The organism is Massilia scottii (genome assembly GCF_030846495.1).
Classification (GTDB): Bacteria; Pseudomonadota; Gammaproteobacteria; order Burkholderiales; family Burkholderiaceae_D; genus Telluria_A; species Telluria_A violaceinigra.
Genome location: NZ_JAVCWM010000004.1, coordinates 337,529 through 362,370, shown reverse-complemented (window position 1 = coordinate 362,370; position 24,842 = coordinate 337,529). Strand labels below are relative to the sequence as shown.

17 protein-coding genes are annotated in these 24,842 nt (G+C 65.7%); 4 read left to right on the top strand and 13 right to left on the bottom strand.

The annotated features are described in order from the left end of the window. Window positions 1-2: 2 nt before the first annotated feature. From RBA41_RS07645 to RBA41_RS07590, 12 genes are all read right to left on the bottom strand, one after another. Window positions 3-1,823: a sensor histidine kinase gene (locus RBA41_RS07645; protein ID WP_306622653.1), complete on the bottom strand. Its 1,821-nt coding sequence runs from the start codon at window positions 1,821-1,823 to the stop codon at window positions 3-5. A gap of 154 nt (window positions 1,824-1,977) precedes the next feature. Beyond that, on the bottom strand, window positions 1,978-5,520 hold the full coding sequence (locus RBA41_RS07640) for a pectinesterase family protein (RefSeq protein WP_306622650.1): 3,543 nt from the start codon (window positions 5,518-5,520) through the stop codon (window positions 1,978-1,980). Between the two features lie 15 nt (window positions 5,521-5,535). Then, on the bottom strand, window positions 5,536-6,102 hold the full coding sequence (locus tag RBA41_RS07635) for a PEP-CTERM sorting domain-containing protein (protein WP_306622647.1): 567 nt from the start codon (window positions 6,100-6,102) through the stop codon (window positions 5,536-5,538). An 82-nt stretch (window positions 6,103-6,184) separates the two neighbouring features. Then, window positions 6,185-8,008: a glycoside hydrolase family 28 protein gene (locus RBA41_RS07630; protein WP_306622645.1), complete on the bottom strand. Its 1,824-nt coding sequence runs from the start codon at window positions 8,006-8,008 to the stop codon at window positions 6,185-6,187. Window positions 8,009-8,038: 30 nt separating this feature from the next. Next, window positions 8,039-10,744, bottom strand: coding sequence for a TonB-dependent receptor (locus RBA41_RS07625; protein ID WP_306622643.1), 2,706 nt, complete (start codon window positions 10,742-10,744; stop codon window positions 8,039-8,041). A 207-nt stretch (window positions 10,745-10,951) separates the two neighbouring features. Next, the gene (locus tag RBA41_RS07620; RefSeq protein ID WP_306622640.1) at window positions 10,952-11,656 is read right to left on the bottom strand and encodes a FadR/GntR family transcriptional regulator; all 705 of its coding nucleotides are present in this window, start codon (window positions 11,654-11,656) and stop codon (window positions 10,952-10,954) included. Between the two features lie 155 nt (window positions 11,657-11,811). Then, window positions 11,812-12,273, bottom strand: coding sequence for a cache domain-containing protein (locus RBA41_RS07615; protein WP_306622638.1), 462 nt, complete (start codon window positions 12,271-12,273; stop codon window positions 11,812-11,814). A gap of 99 nt (window positions 12,274-12,372) precedes the next feature. Further along, complete coding sequence (locus RBA41_RS07610) at window positions 12,373-13,755, bottom strand: hypothetical protein (RefSeq protein WP_306622636.1); 1,383 nt, start codon at window positions 13,753-13,755, stop codon at window positions 12,373-12,375. A 12-nt stretch (window positions 13,756-13,767) separates the two neighbouring features. Continuing rightward, the gene (locus RBA41_RS07605; protein WP_306622634.1) at window positions 13,768-14,271 is read right to left on the bottom strand and encodes a flavin reductase family protein; all 504 of its coding nucleotides are present in this window, start codon (window positions 14,269-14,271) and stop codon (window positions 13,768-13,770) included. Window positions 14,272-14,356: 85 nt separating this feature from the next. Next, window positions 14,357-15,097, bottom strand: a complete 741-nt coding sequence (locus RBA41_RS07600) for a substrate-binding periplasmic protein (protein WP_306622633.1) — start codon at window positions 15,095-15,097, stop codon at window positions 14,357-14,359. Between the two features lie 37 nt (window positions 15,098-15,134). Beyond that, window positions 15,135-15,353: a TOBE domain-containing protein gene (locus RBA41_RS07595; RefSeq protein ID WP_054267531.1), complete on the bottom strand. Its 219-nt coding sequence runs from the start codon at window positions 15,351-15,353 to the stop codon at window positions 15,135-15,137. A 43-nt stretch (window positions 15,354-15,396) separates the two neighbouring features. Beyond that, window positions 15,397-16,224, bottom strand: a complete 828-nt coding sequence (locus RBA41_RS07590) for a class II glutamine amidotransferase (RefSeq protein WP_306622626.1) — start codon at window positions 16,222-16,224, stop codon at window positions 15,397-15,399. A gap of 212 nt (window positions 16,225-16,436) precedes the next feature. On the opposite strand from RBA41_RS07590, the gene RBA41_RS07585 reads away from it, so the two are divergent. Both RBA41_RS07585 and RBA41_RS07580 read left to right on the top strand, forming a co-directional pair. Next, entirely contained in the window at window positions 16,437-17,246 is an 810-nt protein-coding gene (locus tag RBA41_RS07585) for an EAL domain-containing protein (RefSeq protein ID WP_306622623.1), read from the top strand. Window positions 17,247-17,379: 133 nt separating this feature from the next. Continuing rightward, window positions 17,380-19,119, top strand: a complete 1,740-nt coding sequence (locus RBA41_RS07580) for a TonB family protein (RefSeq protein WP_306622621.1) — start codon at window positions 17,380-17,382, stop codon at window positions 19,117-19,119. Here the strand turns inward: RBA41_RS07580 and RBA41_RS07575 are convergent. Continuing rightward, window positions 19,116-21,191 (bottom strand): PAS domain-containing hybrid sensor histidine kinase/response regulator, encoded by a 2,076-nt coding sequence (locus RBA41_RS07575; RefSeq protein WP_306622618.1) that lies wholly within the window; start codon window positions 21,189-21,191, stop codon window positions 19,116-19,118. The genes RBA41_RS07580 and RBA41_RS07575 overlap by 4 nt on opposite strands. A gap of 178 nt (window positions 21,192-21,369) precedes the next feature. Here RBA41_RS07575 and RBA41_RS07570 point away from each other — a divergent pair, with 178 nt between their 5' ends. Together RBA41_RS07570 and RBA41_RS07565 are read left to right on the top strand one after the other, a co-directional pair. Continuing rightward, window positions 21,370-22,476, top strand: a complete 1,107-nt coding sequence (locus RBA41_RS07570; RefSeq protein ID WP_306622616.1) for a polysaccharide biosynthesis/export family protein — start codon at window positions 21,370-21,372, stop codon at window positions 22,474-22,476. Window positions 22,477-22,497: 21 nt separating this feature from the next. After that, on the top strand, window positions 22,498-24,774 hold the full coding sequence (locus RBA41_RS07565) for a polysaccharide biosynthesis tyrosine autokinase (protein ID WP_306622614.1): 2,277 nt from the start codon (window positions 22,498-22,500) through the stop codon (window positions 24,772-24,774). Window positions 24,775-24,842 lie beyond the last annotated feature (68 nt).

Sequence of the window (24,842 nt, the reverse complement as noted above, 5' to 3'; positions counted from 1 at the left end):
TTTCAGCCGATCTCGGCCGCCGCAACGGGCGCGTCGGTTGCCAGGTCGGCCGCGCGCATGTCCGCCGCCGGCAGCTCGATGGTGAAGCGGCTGCCCTTGCCGACCCCCTCGCTGTAGGCGATCACGCTGCCGCCGTGCAGTTCCACCAGCTTGCGCACCAGCGCCAGGCCCAGCCCGAGGCCGCCCGTGGCCCGGTCCGGCGTGCGCCGGCCCTGCGAAAACAGCTCGAAAATGCGCGGCAGCAGTTCCGGCTCGATGCCGTTGCCGTCGTCGCTCACTTCGATGCTGATGCGCTCGCCGTCGCGCGCCAGGGTCACCCTGATCGATGACTGCGGCGGCGAATACTTGGCGGCGTTGACCAGCAGGTTGGTCAGCACCTGGATCAGGCGCGTGGCGTCGCCGCGCACCCAGTATTCGTCCTCGCCGCAGACGGTCTCGAAGCGGTGTCCACCCTTGTGCATGCTGCCCATGGTCTGCTCGACGGCGGCGGCCAGGATGGCGCGCAAGGATACCGGTTTCTTTTCCAGCGTGATGAGGCCGCGCGTCACGCGCGAGACGTCCAGCAGGTCGTTCACCAGATGGTTCATATGGTCGACCTGGCGCGAAATGATGTCGCCCGCCTGGCGCATCTGCTCGGGCGAGATGTTGGGCATCCTGAGCAGATGGGCGGCGGTGCTGATCGGCGCCATCGGGTTGCGCAGCTCGTGGCCGAGCATGGCCAGGAATTCATCCTTGGAGCGGTTCTGGCCTTCGGCGATTTCGCGCGCCTGCTGCGCTTCGGACAGCAGCCGTTCGCGCTCGGCCGAGGCGCTGGCCAGCAGGTGGGCGCCCAGGTACACGTTCTGGTCGAGCCGGTCGACTTCGGTAATGCCGGAGTACAGCGGCAGCCGGGTCGGCCCGCCCACCATCGAGCGCGCCGCTTCGCCGGTGCGGGCAATCGCCTTGGTCACGCGCGCGCTGAACAGCAGGGCGGCGGCCCCGGCCAGCAGCAGGGCGATGAGCAAGCCCGACACCGAATAGAGCACCGTGCGCCGCGCCGTGCCGTCGATGGTGGCGCGCGGCGAGGACATGGCCACCCACCAGCCCGACACGGTGGAGGCGGTCAGCATCGCATAGCGGCCGTCCGGCGTGCCGACCAGGCCATTTTCGCGCAGGCGGATCGCGACCAGCACCGGCGCCGGCGCGAAGCTGCCCACGGCAGCGTGCTTGCCGTTGCTGACCAGCAGGCGGCCGTTGCGGTCGTACACGGCGAAGTTGGTGCCGTCGGCGTCCGGCGCGGGCAGGGCGCGCATCAGGTCGTCGACGTCGAAGCCGTAGCCGAGCACATAGCGCACGCCATTGTCGAGAAACACGGGATAGTCGACCTGGACCACGTAGCTGTCGGGTAATTTGCCTGGCTGCAGATCGGAGATCGCATACGCCGAGCCGGAGAGCATGCGGTCGATGCGCGCCCGCTGCATGGCGCGGGTGTCGGGCAGGGGCACGTCGGGTGCCAGGGTGGTGTCGACGATCAACTGTCCGCTGTCGTCGAACAGTTCGATGTAGGCGCCTTCGTTGCCGGCCATGGTGCGCGCCTTGATGCCGAACTGGGCCAGTTGCCCCGACTCCAGCTTGTTCGAGCTGCTCAGCCCGCGGATGAGGCCGATGGCCTGGTGCCACTGGCTGTCGACCGCGATCGAGGTGGCGCGCGCCGCCAGTCTCATCGAGAGCACGGCGGCGTCGCGCTCGGCCTGGATCAGGCGGCTCAGCGGTACGGTGGAAAACAGGATTACCGGCGCCAGCGCCGCCACGATCATCATCGCAAGGAAGGACCGAATCTTCATGTTAACTCTTTCGGGAAAACATTTCAGCGAGGTGAACCCGCTTAGGCGTTGCGCCCCATTAAGCTTAGCATGTCTTGACGGTCAGGATTCCTATTAGTATTTACCCGTTGTTGGATGGGAGTAACGCCACTTGACGCGGCGTTCCCCATGCGTTCTATGGATTCCAGCCGAGGCCGTTGTTCCATGCGGAAAATACCTTGGCACGGGTGGCAAAACCGGCCGCCGCTTCCTCCTCGCTCAGCAGGTAGCCGCCCACCCGGGCCGCCAGGTTCAGGGGCGTGCCCTGCAGGTCGGTGCTGCCATGCTCGCGCCAGCCCGATACCGCGTTCGGCTGGACCGGGTTGGGCGCCGGCTGGCCGTTCACGCCCAGGCCCGCCCAGCCGGCCGGGGCGACGTGCGCATCCATCCTGCAGTTGATGAAGGCGATATTGTCCCAGGTGGCCGTGCCGCCGGGGCTGCGCGCGAGCCAGGTGGCGCCGTTGGGTACGTCGCCATGCAAGGGGCCGGGTCCGGGGCCGTGGGTCAGGCTGCTGTTGAGGAAAACGAAGCCCTTGTCGGCCGCGTTCGGCACACGCGCCTGCAGCACGTAGCCGCCCCCGGTCGCGCTGGTGCTGTCGCCCACGCTGCGGATTTCGCTTTCCTCGAACAGGGCGGCGCGCGCGCTGCCCCAGATGAAGTCGACGTTGCCGGCCACCAGGGAGCGGTGGAACCAGGCGTAGCCCTTCAGGTTCAGGGTGTCCTGTTCGCTGTGGAAGGCGGCGTTGGTGGCCACCAGGCGGGCGTCGCTGTTGAAGTAGAGCGCTTCGGCCTGGGACGAGATGGCCGGCGAGCGCAGGGTGGTGTTTTTCAGGGTCAGCGTGTCGAGCGTGACCATGTCGGCCGCTTCCACCAGCAGCACCGAACGTCCGCCCAGCGGCGCGCCGCTGCCCCCCGGCGCTTCGCTCGCCCCGGTGCCGGGGTTGAGCGTATCGTAGTTGGTGTAGTGGATCACCACGCCGTCGCGGCTTTCGCCCTTGATCGTCAGGTTATCCTTGCCGCGCAGGTAGAGCAACTCTTCGTAGTTGCCGTTGCGCACGCTGATCGTGACCGGATCGGCCTTGGCGAAGGCGCCGCTCGCGTGGTTGATGGCGCCCTGCACGGTGCGGAAGTCGGCCGGGCCGTCGTCGTCCACGCTCAGGCTGGCGCTGGCTGGGGCGCCGGCTTTGGTCGTAAAATTCCAGCCGCCCGCCTTGCCGATGCCGCGAAACGGCGTGCCGCCCAGGGTCGCGCCGTTGAATACGCCGTCGGCAATGGCCACGTAGTAGCCAGTGCCGTAAGCGAGGCGGTTGTTGTGCGGCTTGATGGTCACCGTGCTGCCGTCGATGCGGACCGGCAGGTAGCGCACGCGGCGCAAACGGTCTTGCCCGGCATGGCCGATGGTGTCAACTTCGTCGGCCAGGCGGATCACGTCGACCAGCGCATCGTCGCTCTTGCGGAAGATGCGGATGGTGCCGCCCGTGCCCAGGGTGGGCGGGCTGTCGAAAGTCAGGCTGAGCCCACTGTCGATGGCTTCGTCCAGCGCCCCCGCGGCGGGGAAACTGGCGCCGTCCAGCCGGTAGGTCTGGGTCGGCTGCACGAAGGCGGGCGCGATGGTGGCGCTGATGCTGCGCGACAGCGTCGGATCGGCGCCGCTGGTAAACACGATCTTGGCGCTGCCGGCCGCCAGTGGGCTCAATGTGACGCTGGCGCCGTCGACACTCACGCCCACCACACCCGGCTTGCTGGACTCCACCGTGAAGGCATCCATGTTGCCGTCGCCTTTTTTGGCACCCACGTTGACAAGCAGCGGCGCGTCGCCCGCTTCGGCCGTGTACGTCAGCGGATGCGGGTTCAGGGTCAGCTGCACCGGTTTCATGCGCGGATCGCCGACCCGCACATCGTCGATCTGGAACGATTTGTTGGTCGTGTACAGGCCGATCAGGCCGCGCGCGGCGAAGCTGGCGTCGCTCACCGAGCCGAGGTTCTCGCCATCGAGATACAGGGTCAGGGTGCTGCCGATCATCTCGAAACGCACGGTGTAGAACTGCGCATCCATGGCGATGGCGCGCTTGGACTGTTTGATCTTGCTCAAGCTGTTGCCGAGCATGCGGGCGATCTCGACCTGCGTGCTGCTGGTCGCGTTCTGCACGTTCAGGCCGGCACCGTACCAGTTGGCCGGGTCGACGTAGCGCGTGATCAGGTACAGCTGCTTGTTGCCGGTGGTGCTGTTGGTCAGCGGGCGGATGCGCGCTTCGACGAAATAGTCGCCCGAGGGCACGCCCTTGAAGGCGTCCGGCTTGACCAGCGCCAGGATGCCGCCGGTGCTGGCGGCCGTGTACTGCAGCACCTTGTTGGTGGTGCCGGAGGCATCGAGCTGCACGTTGAAGGCGCCGTTCGGGCCGGCCAGCGGCAGCAGGTTCCAGCGCGCGCCCGATCCATCCTGGAAGTCGTCGCAGAAATACAGGCCGCCGGCGGGGCAGAACTGGGTCGGCACGGTGTCGGTGCTGGTGTCGCCGGTGCCCGTGATGCTGGTGCTCAGCTTGCCGCCGCCGGCTTGCGCCAGGGCATTGGCCTTGACCAGCGCCACCGGGCGCGGCGTGAACGCGTACGGCGCGCTCCAGGCGGCTGGCGCGACCGCGCACGCCGGCAGCGCCACGCCGTTCAGCACCGAGCCCTTGTCGCTGAAGGTGCCGCCGCTGCCGCTCGGAGAGGAGACGACATCGGCGCAGGTGCTGGCGCCCGCGATGGCGAAGACGTTGTTATTCGACAGGATCTTGGCGCTCTGGCCCACGCCCACGCTAACCATATGGGGATAAATCGGCGCCGACTTGCTGCCCGTGTAGTAGTTGTTGAACAGATGGACCATCCCGAAGCGCACCCGTGGCGAGCGCTGGGTGACATCGGCGAACACATTGTTGCTGAAGGTGATGCGCAGCTTGCCTTCGTCGGTGGTGGCCGTGTCGCTCGACCCGATCAGGTTGTTCTTGTTGTGCTGGCCGAAATGGTTGTACGACAGCGTGACGAAGTCGGAGGCGTTGGTGATGTCGACCGCGCCGTCATGGCACTGCTTGTGCTTGCCGTTTTCGATGGGCTGCAAGTCGTCGGTCAGCGGGGTGTCGGTAAAGCTGTTGTGGTCGATCCAGACGTGGTGCGAGTTGGAAATGCCGATCGCGTCGTAGGCCGAATTCCAGTTGCCGCTGGCGCCGTCGAGCGGGTCCCAGATGGGGCCGGCGTCGCAGGGGTTCATGATCTTGAGGTTGCGGATGATCACCTGCTCGACGTTTTGTACCGCGATATGGCCGTTGACGATGCCGGCATTGGCCCCCGCGCCGATCAGTGTCGTGTTGCTGCCGAGGCGGATGGCGCCGCGCGCGGCCTGGTCGCCGGTGCTGACGTAGGGAATGCCGCCGCTCATGTCGATCATGCCGGTCAGCTTGATGATCTTGCTGCTGTTGCCGCCGTTGCGCAGGGCGGCGAGCAGCTGGGCGCGGTCGGCCACGGTGTAAATCTGTTCGGGAACGGCGCTGGCGCCGCCCACGGTGCCGCCGGATTGGCTGGCCCAGCCGTCGGCGGGAGCGCTCTGGCGCGCGGGATCGACGGCTGCCTGGGCCTGGCTACAGGCGGCCGCCATCAGCAGGGCGGCGCTGAGAGCAGCGGCCCTGATCGGTGCTTCATTCATTGGATTCTCCGGTGACTAGGCTTTGGGGGCGCGGCGGCGCACGATCGCGATGGCGGCAAAGCCGGCCAGCATCAGCGTGACGCTGGCCGGTTCCGGCACGGGCGAGGGCGCCGCTTCGAGGCGCGCGCTGAAGCTGTTGAAGCCGGCGCCCCAGTCGAGCGCGGACAGATCGAGGCTGATGCTATGGCCATCGATCAGGTTCAGCACCGGCAGGCCGCCCACGGCGGCGCTGTCGATCAGCGTGAAGCGGGTCAATGGCGCGGCCAGGCTGGCGCCGAAATCGAAGCGCATGCTGTACGGCCCCGCGCTCACCGGTCCATTGTTAAACACCGTGAGCACGCCGTCTTCGGCAAAATCGATGCCGAACAGGAAGTCGGCGCTGAGAAACTCGACCCCGTTGGCGCCGCCGGGATCGATTGCCGTGACGTTCGACCCGGGAACGGGGGCGAACAGCTGGTCCAGTCCCAGCATGCCGTCAGCGGACCCGTTATAGGTCGCGCTGATGGTGGTGTGCTGCAGCGGCAGGGGCGCCGCGTGTGCTTGTCCCGCGATCAGTGCCACGACCGCGAGTGTCTCCAACATTGTTTTTGTTTTCATTTTTTTGTCGTCCAGTAAAGTGAAACAGCAGGCTACATCGTTATTTCCTCGTCAAAAACAGGATGGCTTACGCCGTCAGGGTGGTGTTGTACACCTTGCCGCCGATGGTCACGTTGGTCAGTTTTGCCGACTTCACGTTGTAGGCGAACCAGGGATTGTCGGCATTGGCCGGGGTGCCGAAGTCGCAGTCGGTGATCGTGATGTCGGTGATCGGCACGATCAGCGACGGGTCGTTGCCGTTGTAATCGAAGGCGACCGGACCGAGCAGCATGATGGCCTGGTAGCACGAGAAGGTGCCGGCCTTGGTCTTGACGTTGCCGACCTTGACGTTCGAGATGTGCACGTTCGATACCACCGGCGGGCGCGTGCGCACGTTGTCGGCGGTCGGCGCGTAATCGCAATCGATGGTGACGACCGCGCCGGCCGAGGACGATACCGATTTCGGTGCGATAGGCGAGCCGGGCAGGGGATTGTAAAAATGCGGCGTGGTCTGCACCCCGTTCGGTATCGTCACGTTGCGCACGTAAAAATGCTTGAGGAAGCCGCCGCGGTTCATATTGGTCTTCATGCGGATGGCCGTGCTCAGCGGGCTGGTGGCCCAGTTCACGTTGCGGAACTCGATGTCCTGCGCGTACACATGCTCGATGCCGCCCGACATTTCGCTGCCCAGGGTCACGCCGCCGTGGCCGCTGTTCATGATGCAGTTCTGGATCAGCACGTTCCGGGTCGGGCCATGCTGGGTATCGAGGTTCTTGCCGGCCTTGATGGCGATGCAATCGTCGCCGGTGTTGAAGGTGCAGTCTTCGACCAGCACGTTGTCGCACGCTTCCGGATCGAAACCATCGCTGTTCGGGCCCATGCTGTCCATGTGGACCTTGCGGATTTCCAGGTCGCGGCAAGCGACCGGGTGGTGCAGCCAGAACGGTGCCTGGTTGACCTGGTAGCCCTTGAGCAGCACCCTGGTGCAGTCGATGAACTCGATCATGCACGGGCGCAGGTAGTGGCCGCGGCCGAACACGCGCTTGCCGACCGGCACGCCGGCTTCCGACAAGGAGGGCAGGTAAGCTTCATCGTGGCGCCAGCGGCTGCTGTCGCCTTCGATCAGCTTGACCTGGGCCGGGGTGAGGTTCGGCGCCACGCTCAGGATGCTGGGCGGATTGGCCGGGTTCACGGCCACCTGCGATGCCAGTTCCCTGGCGCCGCTGCGCTTGACCTTCCAGTCCCACCAGCAGTCGCCGCCGCCCAGCGGCACGCCGCCCTGGCCGTCGAGAATGCTGGTCCAGTCCTCGCCGGTCAGGGCGATATTGTTCTGCTTGTGCGCGTACACCAGCGGCGAATAGTTCAGGCAATCGTTGCTCTGCCAGCGCGACAGGGTCAGCTTGCCGTTGGGGCCGCAGTCGACTTCGCCGTATTTGGCGAAATCGTCAGGGTCGTTGCTGAAGAACACGTGCGCACCGGACTTGAGGTGCACATGCACGTTCGAGCGCAGCACGATCGGGCCCTTGCACAGCCAGGCGCCGGCGGGAATGATCACCCGTCCGCCGCCCGCCTTGGCGCAGGCGGCAATCGCCGCGGCAATGGCCGGATAGCAGTCGTGCGCGCCGGCGGCGGGCGTTTTGACCATGCCCGCTTCGTGGTGGCCGATGAAGCCTTTGACGGTGGTCACCTTGCACGGCTTGGCGCCGTGCGCGGTGATCATGAAGTCCTGCTTGCGAAATACCAGCGGCGTTTTGAAACGCCTGGCAATGGCGTGCGCCTGCTGCCATGGGTCGGACGGTTTGTCTTCGGCCAGGGCCGGCAGGGTGATGCCGCCGCCGCCCAGGGCCAGGCCGGCGGCCCCGGCGCCGCGCAGGAGGGCGCGGCGCCGGGTGTCGATCGAATGCTTGTTCATGAAAGTTCCTGCCTGATCAGAAGTTGTCGATTAAAAGCTGTACGTCATGCGCAGATTGTACGAGCGGCCGATCGGATTGGCGGCGCTGCTCAGGTAGCCGAAGGTGTAGCCGCTGTGGTTGGTGACCGGCGGATTTTCATCGAACATGTTGGTCACGCCGGCCACGATGCTGATGTTCTTGAAGCCGCTGTAGGTGCCGGTCAGGTTCCAGACCGCGTACGGCTTGATCTCGCGGTGATATTCGGGCGCCACCAGGTTCTGGTCGTCGTAGTGCGAGTTGTAGTTCTGGGTCAGCTGCGAACTCCAGTCGCCGCGCTTCCAGCTCGTTGTCAGCGTGTGCTTCCAGCGGTAGGTGATGATCGGGAAGCTGCTGGTGGTGCCGTTGCTGGCCAGGCCGAAGCGGCCGACGTTGGAGACAAACTTGCTGTCTTTTTCGAGCTGGTTGTCGAACTGGGTCAGGTAGGTGCCGTCGAGCTGGAACTTGAACTCGCCGATATCCATGCGCGGCAGCGCGTAGTTGGCGGTCAGGTCGATACCGGAGGTTTTCTGGCCGCCCAGGTTCATCGTCACGTTCTTGATGTAGGCCAGGGTGCCGTCGGGATTACGCACGAACAGCTCTTTGTACTTGACCGGGTCCTGGAAGTAGACTTGCTCCGGCAGGTTGGCCAGCATGTCCTTCATGCGGATGTTCCAGTAGTCGAGCGAGACGGTCAGGTTCTTGACCGGTTCCACCACCAGGCCCAGGGTCCAGCCGCGCGAGGTTTCCGGGGTCAGCTGGTCGTTGCTGCCGGTTTGCTTGGGCAGGGCCACATTGCACACTTCCGAGGCCACAGCGCCCGCCACGGCGGTGCCGCTGCCGGCCACGCCCGGTTTGCCGCCAGGGCACAGCGTTGGATCATCCCATTTGCCGGAGGTGTTGCCGTTGGCGCCCGGCAGGCGGTAGCCGTAGCGGTCGAACAGGGTCGGCGCACGGAAACCGGTGTTGGCCGAACCGCGGAACATCAGGGTTTTCGACGGCTCGTAGCGGAAGCTCGCTTTCGGGTTGAAGGTGTTGCCGAAGTCGCTGAAATAATCGTCGCGCGCGGCCAGGTTGACGGTCAGTTGCTTGCTGATCGGGATATCGAGCTCGGCGTACAGGGCCGAGACGTTGCGCGCGCCGTTACCGTGCGAGGACGAGGCATTCGCGTAGCTGACCTCGTTGGTGATGCCCAGGCGCGTGTCTTCGGTGGTGTCGCGGTGGATGTCGATGCCGACCGCCATCGCCAGCGCGCCGCCCGGCAGTTGCATCAGCGAGCGGCTGGCGGTGGCGTCGACACCGGCGAAGGTACTGGTCGAATCGCGGTTCAGTTGGCCGTCGACGGAGATATCGCGCAGGTAGCCCTTGCCGGCTCCGTCCTGCAGGCCGAAGGGGTTGAGCACGCCGCTGGCCAGGCCGCTGTTGAGGCCGGGACCGCTGACATAACCGGTGTTGTAGTAGTTCTTGCGTCCGCTGTGGCCGTAGACCAGGCCGGCTTTGTAATCCCACTCGCCGATCTTGCCTTCATCGACCAGCGCCAGGCGCTGGTTCAGCTGCACATCCTTGTTGCTGGCCCGGCCCAGGTCGGCCACGCTCCAGGTCACGATCAGCGGTTCGCCTTTCAGGCCGGCCACGGCGGGCACGCCGCCGGCGCCGCCCGGATACCATTTGCTGGTGGCCGGCACGCGCGCGGCGACGCCCTTGGCGGTCACGCTGTTGGTCGGATTACGGGCCGAGATGATGGCCGACTCGCCGCGCATGTAGTCCAGGCTCAGCGTGTGGTCGTCCGAGATCTGTCTGGTGCCGCGCGCGTAGAAGGTCAGCTGTTTGGTTTCGTGCAGCGCGGTGCCGTATTCGTTGCTGTCGATGATGCAGGTGTTCTTGGCGCCCTGGATCGAGAAGGGCGCCTGGCAGCCGGACTTGTAGTACGGGTTGGCGGCGGTCTTGTTGGTGGCGGTGGTGAAATTGGCCGGGGAAGCGTAGCCGCCGCTGCCCAGGGTCGGGGCGCGTCCGATGCTGGCCAGCAGTTCGGGCGAGCTCAGTTCGGCGCGGTCGCGCGCGGCCAGGCGGCTGCGCTGGCGGCCATCGATGGTGGCGTACAGATTCCAGCCGTCGGTGGCCAGGTTGCCCTTGCCGAAGGTGGCGGACAGGCGCTGCTCGTCGCCGCCGCCCGATTTTTCAGGCTGCACGTACTGGGCGGTGATGCTGCCGCCTTCGACGCTGTTCCTGGTAATGAAGTTGACCACGCCGCCGATGGCGTCCGAACCGTAGATCGAGGAGGCGCCGTCGCGCAGGATTTCCACCCGCAGGAGCGAACTCATCGGAATGACGTCGAGGTTGGCGTAGCCGTCGGCGATCGCTTCGTTGGCCAGGCGGCGGCCGTTGAGCAGCACCAGGGTGCGGTTCACGCCCAGGCCGCGCAGGTTGATGTTGGTGCCGGAACCGGCGTTGGACGGCGCCAGCGAGTTCGATTGCGGCAGCGCCATCATCACGTCGGCCAGGCTGGTCATGCCGCGCTTGGCGAATTCCTCGGCCTTGATGGTCGATACCGGCAGGGCCATCTCGGTCGCCAGGCGCTTGATGCTCGACCCCGTCACTTCGATGCGCTGCATGCCGGCGTCAAGCTGTTGGGCCGCGGCCTGGTTCATCATCGTCAGCACCGCAAGGGTGATGGACGACAACACGAGTTTCGAGTGGGTCGAGCTGGTTTGCTTGTTCATGTGGGACGGTCTCCTGCGGATTATTGTTTGACATTAGAAGCCTCCGGCCGCGGCGCGGAAGCCGGCGCGGAAGCTGGTCAGGACACCTCGCGTATCCTGTGCCATGGCGACGAAGGCGTGAGCCGGGGTCGACGTGGTCAATAATGGTGGTCCTGGTGGCGCGGCGTTCTTTGCGCCTGCTGCCTGCTGATATGGATGGTTCTGTGTTTATCCCCGCGAAAAGGTGCGTGTCACCCGTTCCAGGTGGGCACGCATGGCGGCGTGCGCGCCGGCCGGGTCGCGCGCCACGATCGCATCGAGGATGCGGCGGTGGTCGAGCAGCGTGGCTTGGCGCAGTTCTTCGGTCTGGAAATGTTCCTTGAGCTTGTGCCACAGGCGGCCGCGCTGCTTCCACAGGTGGTCGACCGCGCCGACCATGGCGCTGTTGCCGGTGGCGCGGGCGATCGCCAGGTGGAAGTTGCGGTCGAGCTGCTCGTTGCTGCTGTAATTGTCGTGCTGGCGTTCCATGTCGATGACGGCGGTGCGGATGGCGTCGATGGCGCTGTCGCTGGCCATGCGGGCGGCGCTGGCGCACACCTCGGCTTCGACCAGGCGGCGCGCGGCCAGCACCTCGAACGGGCCGGGGCCGGCTTCTTCAAGTTCGGCGCGGGGTGGCTGGATGCGGCTGACGTAGACCCCGGAGCCGCCGCGCACGTCGACGACGCCGCGCAGTTCGAGGGCGATGAGGGCTTCGCGCAGGGAGGCGCGGCTGACGGCCAGGCGGGTCGCCATCTCGCGTTCGGGCGGCAGGCGTTCGCCGGCGCCGATCGCCTGGTCGCGGATCAGTTCCTCGATGCGACCGGCGACAATGCGGTACAGCCGCGGTTCGTGCGCGAGGGAGCTGTCGGGAGCAAGTGTGACGTTCTGGAGCATGGAGGCCTGCACATCTTTTGGTCAGGCCATTCTAAAGTGGTCTGACCAATCGCGCAAGGTGCTCATGCCAAAATAGTCGATTTGAGGTCGGGTAGACGCTATTCTCAGCTCCGTCGTTCCTGGCATTGCCAGAAACGACGGAGGTGAACTTTGCCTCACTTGCCCTTGTAAATCCCCGCCTCAAGAATGACATCGCCGCTCTTAAGGAAATACGTCGATTTCTTCTCGATCTGGCCATTGGTCGGGTTGTTGTACCGGTAATCGACCCATCCCTTGCCAACCTTTTTGGCCTGGTCGATGATGTCCTTGCGGAACAGCTTGCCGTCGGCATCGGGCAGCACCACCATGTTCTTGCCGACCAGCTTGGGATTGGTCGGGTGCGCCAGCTGGGTGCCGTCGAGGGCGCGCATGGTCAGGTAGGTGGTCTCGTTGACGAATTCGGGATTCTTGCTGTTGATGGCGGCGATCAGCGCGTCCTTGCCATTCTTTTGCAGGAAGACCACGCCCTTGTCCACCATGGCGACCGCATCGGCGGTAGTGTCGGCTGCCTGCGCGGCAAAGGACGTCGTGAGCGTGAACGCGGCGCCGGCAAGTACGGCCCTTATCATGGCTTTCATGGTCATCTCCCTGTTGAGCGTCACCCGAAATGGGTAGCTGCTGGAGAAAATGTACCATGGGCCGAACTTGCTGCGAAGAAGTATTTACGGCGTTGTGGCTTACTTCGCCACGCGCCGCTGCATGGCGGCCAGGCGCCTCAGCAGCCGGCTTATCAGGCCGGCGGCCAGGTAGCGCAGCGTGGCCAGCGGATGCTGCACGCCATAGCCCTGGCGGCCCAGGTTCTGCGGCATGAAAAAGCGGCTGAAACGCTGCACCGCGCCGCTGTCGCTGGCCCGGAAACGGCCGTTGACGTGGGTCGTGTTGAAGCCGTATTCATTGGCAAACAGGAACACCGCGCTGGGCGAGGTCATTGAAATATCCGCGAACTCGTCGTCGTGCAGCGCGGTGCAGCCGCGCAGGTAAGACACGCGGATCGTCATGGCGATGTCGGGAATGCGGATGACCAGCGGTTTGATCAGTCCCACCAGTTCGAGCAGGCAGGGCAGCCCCAGCAGGTTGGCGTTGGCGCCCTTGCGGTATTTCTCGACGGCGACGCGCACCTGGGATGGCGTGGCGGGCGGCTCGGATGGCAGCAGGTCGCACGGCACCGCCAGCAGCCGCTCCCAGTGCTCGACGGCGGCGTCGCTGGCCCAGGCCAGGCTTTCGGCCGTGTCCACCCCCAGCGCGATGGTATCGCCCGGCTGCAGGAAGCGCACCGAATCGGTAGCGCGCGAGAGCCGCGCCCACTGCGCCACGCGGCGCGGCGTGTTCTGGTGGTCGTTCATGTAGCAATTGTCGATGTGGGCAAAGGAGACGAAGGAAGCGAAAGGCACGGTGATTTTGGGCGTGAAGGCATCGATCTGCAGCTTGATGCGGTGCAGCTTTTCGGCCGCGGCGGCGCAGCGCTGTTCGGCCTGGAACGGGTTGCCGACCCAGTTGGCGTAGCCGAACTGGGTGGTCAGGACATCGACCCGGTCGCACAGCAGCGCGATGCTGGACTTCACCAGCGCGCACTGGGCGGCGCTGGCCAGGGCGCAATCGTTCAGGTTGAGCAGGTGGCGCCCGCCCGAACTGACCAGGCAGTACGAATCGCCGTCGGCGTGGGGAAACACGGTGATGCGCATGTCGGTGTCGAGCGCGACCGGCACGCCGGGCAGGCATTCGATGACATCGAAGCCATTGCTGCGCAAGAAGTTGACCACGCGCTTGTCCTTGGTGTGCTGGAACAGCATGGTCACCTTGCCGGCAAAGTCGCGCCGCAGCCGCTTGACGAAGGGCACCGAAAAATGGTCGGGATGCTCGTGCGAAAACCAGATGAAGGTGTTGCGCTTGAGCGCGGCGATATCCCTGATCAGCGCCGCGTTCGAGGTGCTGGTGTCGAGCAGGCTCCAGCCGTTGTTGAAGACCGGCCCCTCGACCCAGGGATCGGCCAGCAGCACGGTGTTGTCGTTGGCGAGGTGGAAGCAGGCGTGGTTGACAAAGGTTAGCAGGTTATGGCTCATGGCGGCACCCGGTCAGCTGATGGCGATAAACCGGCCGCGGTGAAACCCGAGCGACCGGTGCGGATGAAACTGGCAGCGCTCGACCGCGCCGACGAAAATGACATGGTCGCCCTCGACATAGCGGCTGCGCGGGCGGCACTCGAATGAGGCAACGGTGCCGGCCAGCACAGGCATGCCTTGCGGCGAGAGCGTGAAGTCGACCGTGTCGAAGCGGTCGTCGCCGGATCGGGCGAAGCGTTGCGCCAGATCGGCCTGGCCGTCGGCCAGCACGTTGATGACGTAGCCGGCGGCCGCCTCGAACGCGGCCATGCTGCTGGCCTTGTGCGCCAGGCTCCACAACACCAGCGGCGGATCGAGCGACACCGAATTGAAGGAATTGATGGTCACGCCGACCAGGCGGCCGCCGGGCAGGGCGGCGGTGACGATGGTCACGCCAGTGGCGAACTGCGACAGCGCCTGGCGGAAATGCTGGCTGTCGAAAGCGGTTGACGGAACGCTTGGAGAAAGGGAAGGCATGGCTGGCCTGCGCGTGATGGACGTCAGGTCATACTAAATGCGGTCGGGTGCGCGGCCTTGATCCCGCACAAGCGGCCTGAACGGTTCAGTTGGCGGGCTGGTAGCTCTCGAGAATGGCTTGCATTTTGCCATTCTTGCGTAGCGCCAGCAGGGCGCGGTTGACTTGCGCCAGGGTCAGCTTGCCGCTGGGCGGCAGCGCGCAGTACGTGTCAAAATGTTCGACAGTGAGGGCCGTGCGGCTCAGGCGCACGCGCTCGGCGTGGGCGCGCCGCTGGTAATCGTAATACAGGGAATTGGTGAGCATGTAATCGAAGCGGCGGCGCAGCAGCTTGCGCAGGTTCAGGTCGTCGCTGGCGGTGTCGTCGCGCACGAATTGCCGGCCCAGTTCGCGTTCCAGCGCGGGATAGCGGTAGCCGGTGATGGTGCCGGTGCGCGCGCCGGCCAGTTCGCGCAGGGTGGCCAGGGGCGGGGTGTCAACGCGGCCGACAATGATCTGCTTGTTGGAAAAGACGGTGTCCGACCATTGCCAGCGCTTGCCGTCGAGCCATTCGGGACGCAGGTCGCACAGCAGGTCCACCGTGCCGTTTTCCAGCGCAGCTTCAACCCGCTTGCGCGGCAAGGTCAGGTAGCGCGGGCGCACGTTCAGTTCACTCGCCAGGGCGTCGCCGACATCCTTGAGCAGGCCGCCGGTCAGTTCGTCCTGGTGGAAGCGGGTCATGGGCATGGCGCTGCCGGTCGAGACGCCGAACACGAGGTCGGCGCCACGCGCGGGCAGCACCAGGGCACAGGAAAACAGGGATGACAGCAGCAGGAAGCCAATCTTCATGCCGCCATCATACCTTGCCGTGGCGGACGAGGGCGGCCTACTGAATCTTGGCGATCGAGACCTCCGTCGATTTGACCAGGGCGATGACTTCGCTGCCGACCTTCAGGTCCAGATCCTGGATCGAGCGGCTGGTGATGACCGAGGTGACGATGCCGTGCGCCGTCTCGACATCGACTTCCGATACCACCGGCCCGGCGATGATTTCCTTGATCTTGCCCCTGAACTGATTGCGCACATTGATTTCCGAGATAGCCATGCTGTTCCTTTACGTTGGTGGGGGAGGGTGATTCAGTAACTGATTAATAACTCATGAGCAGGCGCAGCGGTTTGCTGCCGCTGTCGCTGCCGGGTCCGGGGTGGACCGCCTGCGGCGCGCCGCCGCAAAACAGTTTCAGTTCGCCCGGCTCGAAACGGTGCCATTGCTCGCCCGTGGTCAGGGGCAGGGTGGCGATCACGACGATCTGGTCGTCCAGATGGTTATGCTGGCGAAAATCGATCTGCAGGTCGCAATCGACCAGGCTGGCGCTGGCGAACGGGTAGGCCCGCACCACGTAATGGAGCTGGGTCGAGCAGTGGGCCAGCAAAAAGTCGCCGTTCGAGACGATGAAATTGAAGGTGCCGTGGCGCGCGATCACCGCCGCCATGGTCTGCACCGCCGCAAACAGGGCCGCGCGCGAGGGCGGCTGCACCGGAAAACGGCGCCGCAGGCCGGCCAGCAGGTAGCAAAAGGCGCGCTCGCTGTCGGTTTCGCCGGCCGGTACGAAATGGGCATCGGGCGCCGGGCGGAAGGTGCTCAGGTTGCCGTTGTGGGCAAACGACCAGGTCGTGCCCCACAGCACGCGGGTGAAGGGATGGCTGTTCTGCGGCGCCACCTCGCCCTCGGTCGCCTTGCGGATATGCGCCACCACGTTCTTGGCCTTGACCGGATTGTGCTTGAGGGCGTGCGCCAGCGGCGAGTCGATGGACGGGCGGTCGTCGATGATCAGGCGGCAGCCGGCCGGCTCGTGGAAGGCGATGCCCCAGCCGTCGCGATGCTCGCCGGTTCGCCCGCCGCGCTCGCTGAAACCGGCGAAGCTGAAGTTCAGCGCCGCTGGCTTGCTGCTGTTCATTCCGAGTAATTCACACATGGGCGTCGATTCCATTCTGCATCAGTCGCCCCTAGCGTAGTGCGGCCGGGTGCATCTGCAAACGAATGATTTCGCGTTTCGATAGATGCATTTTGCGCATAACAACCCGGGAGCGATATGCGCCGCCCGCATATCGATTGGCGAAACGATTCCTTCGCCGGCGAAAGGCGCAAGGCTAGACTTTCCGCTTTATACCGATAGCGGGACATGCAATGCCTTTCCCTACCTTGAACACTTACCTGGCCCATTTGTCCGACCCGGACCGTCCGGCCAGCAGCGTGTGGCTGGACTCGGCGGGCCGCGCTCAGGGCAAGTATTTCAACTGCACCATCACCAGCGCTTTCCAGCCCATCCGCGCGCTCGGCAGCAGCCGCATCGTGGCCTACGAAGGGCTGGCGCGCAGTGCCTCGGCGGGGGATGCCGGACTGTCGCTGTGGAAACTGCTCGACCATGCGGCCAGCGACGACGAGTCGATCGAGCTCGACCGGCTGTGCCGCATGCTGCACGCGATCAATTTCTTCCGCCAGGACGAGACAGGGCAGAGCGACCTGTATTTGAACGTGCACGACCGGCTGCTCAGTGCGGTCAGCAGCAACCATGGGCATGCCTTCAAGCGCATTCTCGACGCGCTCGATTTGCCGCTCGGCCGCATCGTGCTGCAACTGCCCGCGACCACGCCGCAGCAGGGATGGCTGCTGAACTACGTGGCCGACAATTACCGCCGCAACGGCTTTCGGCTGGCGCTCAATGCGGCCTCGGTGGCGCAGGCGCAGGCGATGGTGGCCGGGCAAAGGCCGCTCGCGATCAAACTCGATGCGCGCTATCTGTCGGGCGGCGTCTCGCTCGCCCCGCTGCTGGACGCGGCCCGGGCGGCCGGCGTGAAGCTGATTTTCAAGCGGGTCGAAACGGCGCCGGCGATTGATTCTGCCGAGGACATTGCCGGTTTGCCGCTCTACGCACAAGGCTACTACCTCGACCAGCCGCAAGCGGCCCTGGTCACCGACGCGGCGCTCGCCGCCTGACCCGGGTGTGCACGGGACGCAAGCTTATTCCTCAGCAAAAGGGGCTTTTCGCTTAGAATTCGGGGGCTATTAACGAATTTTGGGCAGGGGCAGGTATGGCATCAGCGGCGATTTGGCGTAACGATATGGTCGCATGCGTCCTGGCGCGGTAGGGCCGCGCCGTGCGCCGCGCGACCAGGGCAAGCGCCGCCTGGCCGGCGCCGTGCTCGTTTCGCTGCTGGTGCACGGCCTGATCCTGTCGCTCCAGTTCGGCATTCCCGCGCTCGGCTTGCCCGGTTCGGCGACGCCGATCGAGGTGCGCCTGGCTGATGTGGCCACCCCGCCCGCACCCACGCCGACGCCGCCGGCACCGGTTGCACCCGCGGTCCCGCTTCCGCCATTGCCCCTTCCCGACGCCGTGACGCCGCCAGCGCCGGCAACCGGCATGCGCCTGGTCGATCCGGCGCCGGCGCCCGTTCCCGCTCCCGCCACGCCGCGACTGGCTGTGAAGAAGGACAAGCCGCGCAAGGCCAAACGCATCAGTCCGCCTTTGCCGGCCAGCGATGCGCTGGCAATGGATACCCGCGTCATCGCCCAGGACGTGATCGTGAACGATTTTTCGGTGCCGATGCCGCGCCCGGAAGAGGCCGAGCAGAAAACCATCGACCTCAAGGAAGCCCAGCACGGCACCGACGATGGCACCGAAGCAACCAGTGCCGCCGAGGCCGCAGAGGCGGCGCGCGCGGCCCAGCTGGCCGAGACCCGGCGCCAGGAGGAGGAAGCCGAGCGGCTGGCGGCGCAGCGCAAGCTGGAAGAGGACGAGAAGGAGCGCAAGCTGGCCGAGCTGCAGGTACGCCAGCAGCAGGAAAAAGCGGCGGCCGAGGCTTCTGAGGAACTGGAGAAGCAGGCGCGACTGGCGCAGCAGGCGCAGGTGGAGGCTGACGCGGCACGCGAACGCGCGTCGGCGCTCAAGGTCGAACAGCAGAAGGCGGAGCAAGTGGCCACCCAGCAGAAGCTGGAGCTCCAGAAGGCCGATCAGCTGCGCGCCGAGCAGGTGAAGGCGGACCGTCAGAAAGCCGATCAACTGGCCGCACAGAAACTGGCGGAGCAACAGGCCGCACAGAAACTGGCGGAGCAACAGGCTGCGCAGAAACTGGCGGAGCAACAAGCTGCGCAGAAGCTGGCGGAACAGCAGGCCGCACAAAAACTGGCGGAGCAACAAGCCGCGCAAAAGCTGGCGGAACAGCAGGCTGCACAGAAACTGGCCGAGCAAGCCGCTCAGAAGCAAGCCGCGCAAGCAGCCCAGGCCGCGCAAGCCGCCCAGCAAGCCGCGTTGCAACGCGGACCCGAAGGCGGCGGCAGTCAGGCCGCCAACACGCCGCCGGGCGGCACCGCGGCGGGCGCCGGCAGCGGCGCGGGCGGCAAAATCATCGTCCCCAAGAACCTGCTGGGGAGCGACCTGTCGAACCGCGCGCGCGAGATGGTCAAGGGCCTCGATATCCTCTCCGGCACGCCGCCACCGCCAATGCGCGACGAGCGCCGTGTCGCCGTCGGCGCGGCCGAACGCGATGTGCCGCTGCGCATGTACGTGGAAAGCTGGCGCCAGAAGATCCAACGCAATGGCAGTGCGAATTATCCACGCGATTGGGCCGACGTCGAGCATACCCACGCACTGGTCAACGTGGCGGTGCGCAGCGACGGCACCGTGCAGGACGTGACGATCCTGCGTTCGAGCGGCCGCGCCGACATGGATGAAGCGGTGCTGCGCATCGTGCGCGTCAACGCGCGCTACTCGCCGTTCCCGCCAAATATCGCCTCGCGCTACGACGTGATCGATATCCGCCGCGTATGGCAGTTCGGCGAGAACCTCAAGCTGATGGAAGAACTGCGTTAGCCTTTGCGGCTGGCCACCAGGCCGGCCAGCAGCCGTTCGACCGCTTCCAGGTTGGCCGGTTTGATGAGGTGATGGTCGAAGCCTGCTTCCTTGCTGCGCGCGCGGTCGTTATCGTCGCCCCAGCCGGTCAGCGCGACCAGTACCAGCGGTTCCAGGTGCGCCATGGTGCGCAGCGTTCGCGCGACTTCATAGCCATTCATGCCGGGCATCCCGATATCGAGAAAAACCACCTCGGGCCGGAACTGTTCGGCCAGCGCCAATGCGCGCGGGCCGTCGTTGGCGACGCGGCTGGTGTGGCCGATGATGTCCATCAGCTCCGAGAGCATGTCGGCGGCGTCGAGATTGTCGTCGACCACCAGCACGCGCAGGCCGCTTGAGCGCGTGTCGGCGATCACGCCGGCGCCGGGCGCCTGCGCCGCCACGTCGGGCGCGAGCGGCAGGCGGATGTCGAAGCGGCTGCCGCTGACCGTCTCGTCGCGTACCAGGTCGATCGTGCCGCCATGGAGTTCCACCAGCCGCCGCGCCAGCGACAAGCCGATTCCAAGTCCGCCCTGGGCGCGGTCGAGCGAGGCGCCCACCTGCGAAAACATCTCGAACACCGTCAGCGCCGATTCGGGCGGGATGCCGATGCCGGTATCGCGCACCGACAGCACCGCCTGCGCGCCATCGCGCCACGCCGCCAGCGTGATGCGCCCGCCGGCCGGCGTGTACTTGGCCGCGTTATTGAGCACGTTGCCGATCACCTGGGCGATGCGGGTCGGGTCGGCGTCGAGCATGAGCGACTCAGGCGCGACGTCGACCGTCAGCGCGTGGCGGTTGGCGTCGATCAGCGGCATGGACGTTTCGACGGCGCTGGCGATCAGTTCGCGCAGCTCGACGCGCACCGGCTTGAGTTCGAGGTTGCCGCGCGTGATGCGGGCGATGTCGAGCAGGTCGTTGACCAGGGTGACCATCTGCGTGACCTGGCGTTCCATCATGTCGCGCACGCGCGCCACGGTGGCCTGGTCATGTTCGGCCATGCGCATGACCTGCAGGCCGTTGCGGATGGGGGCGAGCGGATTGCGCAGTTCGTGCGCGAGGATCGCCAGAAACTCGGTCTTGCGGCGGTCGGCCTCGCGCAGCGCTTCGGTGGCGCGTGCCCGTTCGATGTGAGCCCACGAGCGTTCGACGGTCTGTTCGACCAGCGCCACTTCGGCATCGGTCCACTGGCGCGGACGGTCCTGGTGCACCGCCATCATCGCTACCAGCTTGCCTTCCTTGACCAGCGGGCAGCAGATGATGGCACGGCAAGCGATGGCGTTGAACATGGCGCCGCCGCCGGCTTCGTCCAGTTCGCGGTCGACGTCGCAGATGCGCAGGGTGCGTCCTTCGCGCATGTCGCTGGCGGCGCGCGTACCGAACAGGTCGAGCGAGTAGACCCCGACGGTGCTCATGGCGCCGGGCGCGGTCCAGTCGTGGCGGATGGTGAAGCGGTCGTTGTCGCCTTCCACGTCGGCGTAAGGACAGCGCGTGACGCTCAGGTGCTGGCCGAGCAGGCGCGTGGTGACCTCCATGATGGTCTTGGGGTCGTCCGCGTTGCGGGTGGCCTGGCTCATGGCGTCGAGCAGGCGCAGGCGCTCTTCGACCCGTTTGCGTTCGTCGATGTCGATATGGATGCCGACCCACTCGGTGATGGCCCCGGCGGCGTCGAAAATCGGCACCGCGCGCGCATTCATGTAGCGGTACTGGCCGTCGGCGCGGCGCACGCGGTGTTCGATCTGGTACATGCTGCTGGCGTCGAGCGCGGCGCGCCAGGCGGCGGCCGTGCGGTCGCGGTCGTCGGGATGGATGGCGTCGAGCCACCCCCAGCCGTCGAACTGATCGCTGGACTGCCCGGTATATATAGTCCAACTCGGTTGGGCGCCCTCAAGACGGCCGGCCGCCGAGGCCAGCCACATGATGGTGCTGCTGGCCTGCACCAGCGAGCGGTAGCGCGCCTCGCTGGAGCGCAGTTCATCGGCGGCCTGGCGGACGGCCGCCAGTTCGGCGGCGCCGGACGGGCTCGGGTCAGGCGGGGGCAAGGCTTGGGACATGGGTCGTTTTGTACGGAGATGAAATCGGTCGCATTTAACCATGAGCTTGCCAGAAAAAGGTTTTTCCTGTCGCCACTGCTGTAAAAAAATTCTCGCAGCCGGGGTTTGATGTGCAGCAAGACCCGGCCGGGTGCGCTCACTTACTCTGAACTGGACAATGTTTATTTTGATAAGCACCATGAAAACACACACATCCCTCCTGAGAACGCTGCCAGCCCTGCTTTTGCTGGCCAGCCTGGCCGGCTGCGCCGGCTTCCGCATCACCGGCGACCCGCGTTCGGGCATCGCCGGCGAGCCGGCGCCGCCCACCCAGCTGATTACCGCGCAGCTGATTGACGCCGAGAAAGCCTTGCGCGCCCGGCGCAGCAGCGAAAGCGTGGCCCACCTGATCGTGCGCAATCCGCCGCCGTACGCCATCGGCCGCGGCGACATCCTGTCGATCGTGGTGTGGGACCATCCGGAACTGGCGGGCCAGGGCGTGGCCGCCTCGGCCACGGCGGCCGATGCCCAGAGCCCGGGCGCGCCGCCGGCCGGCTTCGTGGTGGACCACGACGGGCGGGTGCAGTTCCCGTTCGCCGGTGCGCTCACCCTGGCCGGGCTGACCGAGGATGAGGCGCGCGCGCTGCTGACCAAGCGCCTGGCGCGCTACATCACCAATCCGCTGGTGACCTTGCGCGTGCAATCCTACCGCAGCAAGCGCGTGTATATCGATGGCGAGGTACGCTTGCCGGGCTTGCAGTCGATTAACGATATTCCCATGACCCTGGTCGAGGCGCTCAACCGCGCCGGCGGCATGCTGCCCAGCGCCGACCAGAGCCGCATCGTGCTGGAACGGGGCGATGCGCGCTACCAGGTCGGCTTGCGCGGCCTGGTGGCGCGCGGCATCAATCCGGGCAGCATCCTGCTGGCGCCCGGCGACGTGGTGCGCGTCCATTCGCGCGACGAGAGCAAGGTGTTCGTCTCGGGCGAGGTGGTCACGCCCAAGGCGCTGACCATGCACGACGGCCGCCTGACCCTGAACGAAGCGCTGGGCGAGTCGGGCGGCATCAGTCCGCTCAGCGGCGATGCGCGCCAGATCTATGTAATCCGCAGGGCGGTCGACGGCACCCGCGTCTACCAGCTCGACGCGCGGCGCGCCGGCGCGCTGGCGCTGGCCGAGGCCTTCGAGCTCGAACCGCGCGATCTGATCTATGTGGCTGCCTCTCCGCTGGCCAACTGGTACCGCAGCGTCAGCATGCTGTTCCCGGGCGCGCTGACGCAAGTGGTCAATATCAGCCGCCCCTGAACCCGCTTCAAGGACCTTGCCATGAACCATGCCGACCAAGCTCAACCGCTGTCAGCTTCCCCCAATACCCTGCCAATGCCCAGCCTGCCGCCAGCCGCCCCGCCGCCCGGGCGCGAGGCGGAGCCGCACGAGATCGACCTGCAGGGCTACGTGAATATCCTGTACGACAGCCGCTGGCTGATCGGCGGGGTCACCGCGCTGGTGACCTTGCTGGCGATTATCTATGCGCTCGTCGTCAACCCGGTGTACGAAGCGAACCTGATGATCCACGTCGAGGAAGAAAGTCCGAATGCATCGAAGAATATCCTCAGCGAAGTATCGTCCCTGTTTGAAACCAAGAAGGCGGCGATTGCCGAAATGGAGCTGCTGCGCTCGCGCATGGTGATTTCGCATGCGGTCGACAACTTGCAGCTGTTTATTAATGTGCGGCCCAAGTATTTCCCTGTGGTCGGGTTCTGGTTTGCCAACCGCAAGTCGAACGAGTTGTCCGAACCCGGCATTTTCGGGCGCGGCGGCTATGTATGGGGGCCGGAGAAGGCCGAGGTGTCGGTATTCGAGGTCCCGGAAGCCTGGTACAACCGCGAATTCACGCTGACCGCGCGCGGCAACGGGCGCTACCACCTGTCCGGCGGCGCTCTGGCGGCGGCCTATGAAGGCACCGTCGGCACCACGCTCAGGGCCAAGGCGGGGGGTGCCAGCCTGGAGTTGCGGGTGGACCGGCTGCGCGCGCAGCCGGGCGCCCAGTTCCGCCTGATGCGCAGCTCGCGCCTGGCGGCGATCGAGCGGATCCAGACGGCGCTGGTGATTACCGAGCAGGGCAAGCAGTCGGGCATCATCGAAGTGCGGCTGCAAGGGGAGGATGCGCAGCGCATCAACAGCCTGCTGGGCGAAATCGGGCGCGAGTACATGCGCCAGAACCTGGCGCGCAAGACCGAGGAGGCCGAAAAATCGCTGGCGTTCCTGAACCTGCAGTTGCCGACGCTGAAACGCCAGCTGGAAGAGTCCGAGGAAAAGTACAACGGTTTTCGTAACAGCAAGGGCAGTATCGACATGCGCGAGGAAGCACGCATCAGCCTGCAGCAGGCCGCCGCGGCGCAGACCCGGCGTCTCGAACTGGAGCAGCGCAAGACCGCCTTGCTGACGCGCTTCACCGAGAACCATCCGATCATCATGGGCATCAACCAGCAGCGGCGCGAGGTGGAAGCCGAGATTGCGGAAGTGGCCAGGCGGATCCGCACCCTGCCGGTGCTGGAGCAGGACGAATCGCGCCTGCTGCGCGAAATCAAGGTCAATACCGACCTGTACACGGCACTGTCGAACACGGCCCAGCAACTGCGCCTGATTTCCGTGGGCCGGGTCAGCAACGTGCGCCTGATCGATGCCCCGATGGCGCCGGAACGCGCGCTCAAGCCGAACCGGCCGCTGATCGTGGCGCTGGCGGTGGTCACCGGCCTGTTTCTGGGCGTGATGCTGGCGTTTGCGCGCAAGGCGTTTTTCGGCGGCATCGACAATCCGCAGCGCATCGAAACGCTGCTGGGCGCGCGGATCGTGTATGCCAGCATTCCCCGCAGCACGCATCAGGAGCGCCTGCTGCGCGGGGCCCGCGGCGGCACCGTGCTGCCGATCCTGGCGCAAGTGGCGCCGGAAGACATCGCCATCGAGAGCTTGCGCAGTTTTCGCGCGGCGCTGACGTATGCGATGCCTTCCCTCAAGAACAACATCGTGATGCTGGCCGGGCCGGGGCGGAATCTTGGCAAGTCGTTTCTGTCTGTTAATTTCGCTGCCGTGATGGCGGCCAGCGGCAAGCGCGTGCTGCTGATCGACGCCGATTTGCGCAACGGCCACCTGCACCGCTATTTCGGCGTCAGCCGCGAGCAGGGGCTGACCAAGGCGATTGCCGGTTCGCTGCCTTTGGACGAGGTGATTCACCAGGGCGTGCTGGAGAACCTCGACTTCATTCCGACCGGCGCACTGCCGCCGAACCGGTCCGAGTTCTTGCAGCACTTGAATTTTTCCAATTTGCTCGACGTGGTCAGCAGCCAGTACGACATCGTGCTGATCGATACGCCACCGATCCTGGCGGTGTCGGATGCGCTCATTATCGGCGCGCACGCCGGGGCCGTGTTCATCCTTGCGCGCGCCGGGGTGACGACCGAGGGCGAGATCACCGAATCGATCAAGCGCCTGAATCATGCCGGCATCGCGCCGCAGGGCGTGCTGTTCAATGACATGGCCTTGCGTGTCGGCAGCTATGCGTATCAGTTCAAATACACCAAGGCGCCCCAGCTGGAGCACTGAGCAAGTTGCGGTAAAAATAGTTGCTGGCGTGGCTGGCTCCTTCCTCCCGACTTAACAAGTCTTCTCTC

Coding starts and splice junctions, on each gene's coding strand:
- RBA41_RS07630 (WP_306622645.1), bottom strand. CDS start 8,008: ATGAACAAGCATTCGATCGACACCCGGCGCCGCGCCCTCCTGCGCGGC.
- RBA41_RS07575 (WP_306622618.1), bottom strand. CDS start 21,191: ATGTCCCAAGCCTTGCCCCCGCCTGACCCGAGCCCGTCCGGCGCCGCC.
- RBA41_RS07565 (WP_306622614.1), top strand. CDS start 22,498: ATGAACCATGCCGACCAAGCTCAACCGCTGTCAGCTTCCCCCAATACC.
- RBA41_RS07640 (WP_306622650.1), bottom strand. CDS start 5,520: ATGAATGAAGCACCGATCAGGGCCGCTGCTCTCAGCGCCGCCCTGCTG.
- RBA41_RS07620 (WP_306622640.1), bottom strand. CDS start 11,656: ATGCTCCAGAACGTCACACTTGCTCCCGACAGCTCCCTCGCGCACGAA.
- RBA41_RS07570 (WP_306622616.1), top strand. CDS start 21,370: ATGAAAACACACACATCCCTCCTGAGAACGCTGCCAGCCCTGCTTTTG.
- RBA41_RS07585 (WP_306622623.1), top strand. CDS start 16,437: ATGCCTTTCCCTACCTTGAACACTTACCTGGCCCATTTGTCCGACCCG.
- RBA41_RS07605 (WP_306622634.1), bottom strand. CDS start 14,271: ATGCCTTCCCTTTCTCCAAGCGTTCCGTCAACCGCTTTCGACAGCCAG.
- RBA41_RS07590 (WP_306622626.1), bottom strand. CDS start 16,224: ATGTGTGAATTACTCGGAATGAACAGCAGCAAGCCAGCGGCGCTGAAC.
- RBA41_RS07615 (WP_306622638.1), bottom strand. CDS start 12,273: ATGAAAGCCATGATAAGGGCCGTACTTGCCGGCGCCGCGTTCACGCTC.
- RBA41_RS07635 (WP_306622647.1), bottom strand. CDS start 6,102: ATGTTGGAGACACTCGCGGTCGTGGCACTGATCGCGGGACAAGCACAC.
- RBA41_RS07645 (WP_306622653.1), bottom strand. CDS start 1,823: ATGAAGATTCGGTCCTTCCTTGCGATGATGATCGTGGCGGCGCTGGCG.
- RBA41_RS07610 (WP_306622636.1), bottom strand. CDS start 13,755: ATGAGCCATAACCTGCTAACCTTTGTCAACCACGCCTGCTTCCACCTC.
- RBA41_RS07600 (WP_306622633.1), bottom strand. CDS start 15,097: ATGAAGATTGGCTTCCTGCTGCTGTCATCCCTGTTTTCCTGTGCCCTG.
- RBA41_RS07625 (WP_306622643.1), bottom strand. CDS start 10,744: ATGAACAAGCAAACCAGCTCGACCCACTCGAAACTCGTGTTGTCGTCC.
- RBA41_RS07595 (WP_054267531.1), bottom strand. CDS start 15,353: ATGGCTATCTCGGAAATCAATGTGCGCAATCAGTTCAGGGGCAAGATC.
- RBA41_RS07580 (WP_306622621.1), top strand. CDS start 17,380: ATGCGTCCTGGCGCGGTAGGGCCGCGCCGTGCGCCGCGCGACCAGGGC.